This window comes from Bifidobacterium pseudolongum subsp. globosum, from assembly GCF_004155535.1.
Lineage (GTDB): Bacteria > Actinomycetota > Actinomycetes > Actinomycetales > Bifidobacteriaceae > Bifidobacterium > Bifidobacterium pseudolongum_C.
In genome coordinates this window covers 1-6,104 of record NZ_RYUH01000016.1, presented here as the reverse complement: position 1 = coordinate 6,104, position 6,104 = coordinate 1, and the positions used below count along the sequence as shown (strand labels likewise).

General features: G+C 59.4%; 6 protein-coding genes. 5 read left to right on the top strand and 1 reads right to left on the bottom strand.

The annotated features are described in order from the left end of the window. The first annotated feature begins 314 nt into the window (after positions 1-314). The 5 genes from PG2093B_RS09005 to PG2093B_RS08480 all read left to right on the top strand — a co-directional run bounded on the left by PG2093B_RS09005 (position 315) and on the right by PG2093B_RS08480 (position 3,819). Positions 315-491 carry a multidrug efflux MFS transporter gene (locus PG2093B_RS09005; RefSeq protein WP_165369763.1) on the top strand — a complete coding sequence of 59 codons (177 nt, stop codon included), beginning with the start codon at positions 315-317 and terminating at the stop codon, positions 489-491. An 18-nt stretch (positions 492-509) separates the two neighbouring features. After that, entirely contained in the window at positions 510-995 is a 486-nt protein-coding gene (locus PG2093B_RS08495; RefSeq protein WP_165369762.1) for an MFS transporter, read from the top strand. Next, positions 877-1,443 carry a multidrug efflux MFS transporter gene (locus PG2093B_RS08490; protein WP_165369761.1) on the top strand — a complete coding sequence of 189 codons (567 nt, stop codon included), beginning with the start codon at positions 877-879 and terminating at the stop codon, positions 1,441-1,443. The genes PG2093B_RS08495 and PG2093B_RS08490 overlap by 119 nt, the downstream gene beginning before the upstream one ends. Positions 1,444-1,861: 418 nt before the next feature. Beyond that, a complete protein-coding gene (locus PG2093B_RS08485; RefSeq protein ID WP_129898127.1) occupies positions 1,862-3,172 on the top strand; it encodes an AAA family ATPase in 1,311 nt (436 codons plus the stop codon). Continuing rightward, positions 3,172-3,819, top strand: a complete 648-nt coding sequence (locus PG2093B_RS08480) for an RloB family protein (protein WP_129898126.1) — start codon at positions 3,172-3,174, stop codon at positions 3,817-3,819. The genes PG2093B_RS08485 and PG2093B_RS08480 overlap by 1 nt, the downstream gene beginning before the upstream one ends. Here PG2093B_RS08480 and PG2093B_RS08475 read toward each other — a convergent pair. Continuing rightward, positions 3,816-5,690 carry a nitrilase-related carbon-nitrogen hydrolase gene (locus PG2093B_RS08475; RefSeq protein WP_165369760.1) on the bottom strand — a complete coding sequence of 625 codons (1,875 nt, stop codon included), beginning with the start codon at positions 5,688-5,690 and terminating at the stop codon, positions 3,816-3,818. The two genes, PG2093B_RS08480 and PG2093B_RS08475, sit on opposite strands and share 4 nt — an antisense overlap. Positions 5,691-6,104 lie beyond the last annotated feature (414 nt).

Sequence of the window (6,104 nt, the reverse complement as noted above, 5' to 3'; positions counted from 1 at the left end):
GCACGGCAATGGTACTGCACCCGACAGGGTGTGGGAGAGTAGCACACCGCCGCACCACACTTGAGGACCCCGGAAGGCGAACAGCCAACCGGGGTCCTTCGCATACCCAACCACATATACCCCACGCATCCACCAACACCAGCACCCCACCACCCCGCACAAGCGGGCGGCGCGCCTGTCCATAGCGCTTGGCAACACGGATACGGCCACAATCAGTCCAGGCCAAGAAAGGTTTGCTGGGAACAGCTTCTCAACCGATGCCCAACCGCGTCCGCTCCGATTCCCCAACATCATCTTCCAACGCCCAGACGCCAGTGGCACAGCCAGCCTCTGAGCGTGTGGATCCCAAACTGCTGCTCGCCATTGTGGCGACGGGACTCATGGCCTTCATCGGCATCCTCACGGAGACGATGACGAACGTGTTGTTCCCCACCCTCATGGCGGAGTTCCACATCGGCACGGCGGTGGTGCAGTGGCTCACCACAGGCTAGCTGCTCGTCGTCTCGATCGTGACGCCGCTGTCGTCGTACCTCAACCACCGCTTTACGCTGAAGACGTCGTTCATCGCTGCGGTCGTGCTGTGCATCGCAGGCTTGCTGCTCGCAGCGCTTGCGGTGAATTTCCCCATGCTCATGATCGCGCGCATCCTGCAGGGCGCCGGCACGGGCGTCGCGCTGCCGCTCATGTTCAATATCATCCTCGAACAGTCCCCACGGTCACGTCTGGGTCTGCTCATGGGCGTCGGCAACATGGTCTTGCGCCATCGCGCCTGCGCTCGGCCCGACCGGTTCGGCGGCCGCGATCACAGCCCTGACCGCCCACGCACAGAACGCCGCCGGCACACTCGTGCTTGCGATTGTGCTGCTGGTGGTTTCAGTGGACGCACTTGTGTGGTTCGCCAGCGCGAGCAAACGCTCCACCGACCCGCTCATCCACATGGGTGTGCTCCGCTCGGTGCCGTTCCGCTGGCATCTGCTGGCGTATGTGATGCTTGAGGGCGTCACCATCGGCTTTGGGTATCTGATCCCGAATCTCTCCACGATGGCGCTGGCTGTTGTCGGCATTCTGCTGATGCTGCTTCTGGTGCGCCCTTCGGCGAGCGTGTGGATGATCTGCGTGGGCTACATCGCGTACATGGTCGGCTTCTCAATGGCCTACGCGAACACGATGACTGCTGGCATGAGTGTGATTCCCGCGAGCATGCAGCCCGATGGCAACGCCATGTTCAGCACGTTCCAACAGCTCGCCGGCGCCGTTGGCACCACGGTCATGTCGATCTGCTTAGGTGTGGCGCAAAGCGGTTACAGCATCACGGCGGACAAGGCCGCGTTCGCGGCGGCCACGCAGCGTGGCGGCCATGTGGCCCTCATCGTGCTGCTGGTTGTTATCGTCTGCGCGTTCCTGGCGAACGTCCGCGCATTCGCTGCGCGCCGAACGGCATGACAGCTGGATTCTTTTTCACGTGAAACACGGCCTGATCCTTCCGGACAAGCCGTGTTTCACGTGAAAAACCTTATTGCCGTCGCAACCTCGCTGCATACGCATCCAGCACATCGAGGATGCCGCGATGCTCCCACACCACGTTGCGTTTTGCGCCGTGGCAGCAATGCCGGAACTGGGTTATCTGTAGCCATGTTGTCTCTTAGCTGCAGATAAGCGCTTATCTGTAGCTAAGAGACAACATGGCTACAGATGTGATTGCCCGTTCTTCGGGCACGCGCAGCAGTGATAGCTGACCTTTTAATAAAAAGGTCTAGCTGCAATCTGACTGCATCATCTCGCTATGAAATGGACAACTTTTGCATAAAACTGCAGAAATGCTATATTTGAGAAAGATTGTGTGATGTAGGAGTGTGCGGTTATGTTGATTGATTTCAGTTTCTCGAACTTCAAGTCGTTCCGCGATGAGCAAGCGTTCTCCATGCAAAGAGTCCAGCGCTTTGTTGACGGCGAGGATGCCTATGCGGGTATCTCGACGGTTGCCGCGATTTACGGCGCAAATGCGTCCGGGAAATCCAATTTGCTTCAGGCTTTTGCTTACATGCGGGGCATGGTCGTAACGAGTTACGCGCGCGGCAACATCGATAGTAGGCTTCCTCGTGCCCCATTTAAGCTCAATGCGGCTCAGGCTGAAAAGCCCACTGAGTTTTTTGCGGAATTCATCGCGGTGGATGGTCTGCGATATCAATATTGGTTCAGTTATGACAATGCAAACATCCAAACAGAGGAACTGCGTAGATTCAACAAGATCAATGGAAAGGCCTCTACTCGTGCGTCCTTGCTGTTCAGCCGAGAAAAGCAAGAAATCACGTTCGGGCCGTCGTTCCGCGGCGGCCGAGCACAGGTGAAAGAGACGATAAAACGGCGTACAAATGCCCTGGTGCTGTCTGTCTGTGCAGCGGCGGGTATCGACGTGACGCAGCCCGCATTCGATTTCTTTGCCAATGAAGTACGGTATTATCAGGCGTCTGAGTTTTCTGTTGAAGAAAGCAGAATTATCCATGAATTGCAGACCGATTCTGATTATGGGAGAATGCTCAGTCATCTGGTTCGATATGCAGATTTCGGCATTGAGTCGGTCAAGGCGGAGCAGGTAGATATGACCCCTGCTTTGGAGCAATTCAAACAGGCTTTTCCGGATACGGCGGATAGCGAGATGTTCAAACCGCTATTCGAAAACGGCATAGACCTACAGTTGCAGTTTAACCATCCCGGCGAAGATGGCACCATGACACTGCCCATTGATGAAGAATCACTGGGCACCAGGGCAGCACTCGCGTTCTTCTCACTTGCTTTGGAGAACCTTTCGGCTCCAACAGTGGCAATCATCGATGAAATCGATACCAGTCTGCACCCCACGTTTGTCAAGGAAATCGTCGGTTTGTATACGGATCCGGCAACCAACCCGCATCATGCGCAGTTGATTTTCACGACGCATGATGTGGCATTGATCAATACGGCGCCGTCGGAGGAACGTACCATTCAGCCAGATCAGATCTGGTTTGTTGAGAAATCCAAGCAAGGCGCTTCGGAAATCTATCCAGCAACGGATTTGGGGTTGCGCAAAGAGGAGAATATCGGCAAAAACTACCTCAACGGCGTATATGGCGCAGTGCCAAAGCCAACGTTCCATGAGGCCTTTGCGCGTATCATGGCGAAGGAAGTGGCTTGATGCCCCGCAGAAAGCAAACACCGCCGCAACATGGACGTCGTCGTTCCGCGCGTCAGCGCAAAGCTCGCTATCTTGTGGTGGCGGGTGGTGCTGTGACCGAAAAACAGTATTTTGCGTATCTTGCGGATTTGTACGATGTGGTCATTGATTACAGGCAGAAGAATCTAGCGCCTTCACAGCTTGCAAAAATGGCTGTCGATATCGTCGCAAAGCAAGGGACCAATACCGGCGTTGACGCATACCAACAAGTCTGGGTAGTGGTGGATGTGGATGATTTTCATGATTTGGCGCAGGCTGAGCGTGTACTCAGGTCGGAGCTGCAAACGCAACTCATCGTGTCGAATCCGTGTTTTGAGGTATGGCTACTATCGCACCTAGAACGCGTCCCGTGCAGCGTTATGCGTACAAAAGATGTGGAGAAGCGTGCCAAAGCCAAAGGGCTGACGGATGGTTCAGGAAGCAAACAGATAGTCATTTCAGCTCTTGCGAACAAGCTCGATGCAGCAGTCGACAACGTGACACGCGGCAATGGTGTTGGAAATCAGGAGGGGACTCATCCGCGCTGGGATGCCTCCATGGCGCCTTGGACCGATATGCCACAAGTTGTCGCATATCTTGACGAGCATCACCAGCGCGGCGAGCGTTAGTGCTCCATGTCCCCGATCCGCGCGAGCAGGGCGTCCACTTCATCGAGCCACAGCGCCCCCTGCGCATAGGTGGGCATCATGAACCCGTCGCGCAGGTCGAGGCCGGCGGAACCGATGCGCGGGCCGTCGGGCAGGTCATGGCGCATGAACTGCGTCGCAAAGAACCGCCCGTAGAACGTGCGCATCCACGTGAGCAATTCGCGGTCGCTGTACTTGGTGCCGAACGCGCGCTGCGCCAGGCGGAACGACTTCGACGGGCGGTACTGCGCGCGCAAGAATCCGTCGATGAAGAAATCCTCGACTTCGGTGGGCGCGATGTCCGCGAATCCGCGCGCCGCGTAGTGGTCGTGCTCCGGCACATGCAACGGATCGCTGTGCGCGATGATCGGTTCGAGCGCCGCGCGCAGCCGCCCATCTTCGGCGGTCTGCGCGGCGCGGTCGAGGACCAGCGGCACGAACGAGCGCACAAGCTGGCTGTTCACCGCGTATTGCATCGACAGGTCGAGCGGGAAGTCGCTCACGCCGAGCGCGAGTTCCGTCATGTCCACCGGGTTGACCAACGCCTCGGCCCGATCGGCGATCGGCGGCTGCCCTGCATCGCTCACCGTGCAGCCGAGCGCCTCGGCGAGCGAGCCAAGCAGCGCCTTGGCGTGCTCGTCCGGCCGCTCGCCCGGGAACTGCACGCGCACGGCGGAGCGATCGATGCCCGCGAGGTCGGCGGCGCGCGCGGCCGCGAGCACGGCCAGTGCGGCGTTCGCGACCGCGGTGTCTTCGGCGAGCACGGTGATGGCGCTCGCGCCGCGGTTGTGCAGGAACGCGAGCATGCCGTGCGCCTGCATGGTCAGCGCAAGGTCGCAGCAGTCGTCGCGCACGCGCGCGTCCGCGGGCACGAACGGCTGCGCCGAAACCGGCCGCAGCAGCGGATGCTCGGGGAAGTCCATGTCGAACACGGTCTCGTGATAACCGGCGGCCTCGGCGCTCGCCGCCACTGTGAACGACGACATGCCGCGCCGCGCGCCCCACAGGCTTTCGACGTCCACATCGGCGATGGCGAACCCCTCACCGAACGGCTGGGCCTGTGCGAGCACGCTGCCGTTTTCGGCGATGATCTCCTGACCGCCGACCGTCACGTCGCTCGTCGAATCGCCCTGGCCGGAGCTGCAGTATGCATAGCAGCACAGCAGGCGCGCGCTCTGCCCGCTGATCAGCCCGCGGCGGTAGAGATCCTTCTCGAGTGACGCATTCGACGCGGAGCCGTTGCAGATGACCGTCGCGCCGGCCAACGCGAGCCGGATCGACGGCGGCTCGGGCGACCAGATGTCTTCGCAGATCTCGTACCCCACGCACAGTTGCGGCAGTTGACGGCAACGGAACACCTGGTGCGAGCCGAACGGCACATGGTCCTGACCGGCCACGGTGATGTCCGTGACCTCCGCCGGGCCCGAATGGAACCAGCGGCCTTCGAAATCCACGCCGTAGGTGGGAATGAACGTCTTCGGCACCACGCCGAGGATGCGTCCGCGGTGGCAGACGGCCACGGTGTTGTAGATCTTGCCGTTGATGCACAGCGGCACGCCCACCGAGAACAGCACGTCCAGATCCGCCGCGCGTTCCACAAGACGGCCGAGCTCACGCTCCGCGCTCTCCAGCAGAATGCCGTGGTAGAGCAGGTCGTCGGCGATGTACGACGTGAGCACGACCTCGGGGAACGCGATGATCTTCGCGCCGAGTTTGGCCGCACGCTGCAGCCCCTCGTAACAGAGGTCGGCGTTGTGCGCGGGGTCGGCGACGGTGCTCGCCGGAGAAATCGTGGCCACAGGCACAAACCCGTTGTTTGGCAATCCGAATGATGACGCTGGTGTTGTAGGCATGATGCCCCTTCCCTGGAATGGACCGCTGCCGAATATGGGCTGCAGCGGCGGCGCTCGCATGTGTGAGGCGTCGTAGTGAGGCCCAGCTTAGTGCGGTTGTGGGGAGTGGGTCGAGTTGTATGACGTGGGCGTAGTATGTTTGCGACACGCCGATGGAAGTACTGTGTTTATTGGGTTTTGTGGGTGTGTGGTTGGGGTGGGTTTGCGTTTTGGTTGGGGTTCGTGTAAGTTATTCATCTTGCTGCCGGTTGGTGAGCGGCTGGGGTTGGCCCCGGGTGTTTGCCGGCTGTGTTTGGTGGTTTGAGAACTCAATAGTGTGTACTGTACTACTTGCCATGATCGCGCTGTTTTGGTGTGGTTGTGGTTTTTGATTGCCAGTCCGATGCCCGCCCGTGTGGTACCCGAGGGGGTTTG

Coding starts and splice junctions, on each gene's coding strand:
- PG2093B_RS08480 (WP_129898126.1), top strand. CDS start 3,172: ATGCCCCGCAGAAAGCAAACACCGCCGCAACATGGACGTCGTCGTTCC.
- PG2093B_RS08475 (WP_165369760.1), bottom strand. CDS start 5,690: ATGCCTACAACACCAGCGTCATCATTCGGATTGCCAAACAACGGGTTT.
- PG2093B_RS08485 (WP_129898127.1), top strand. CDS start 1,862: ATGTTGATTGATTTCAGTTTCTCGAACTTCAAGTCGTTCCGCGATGAG.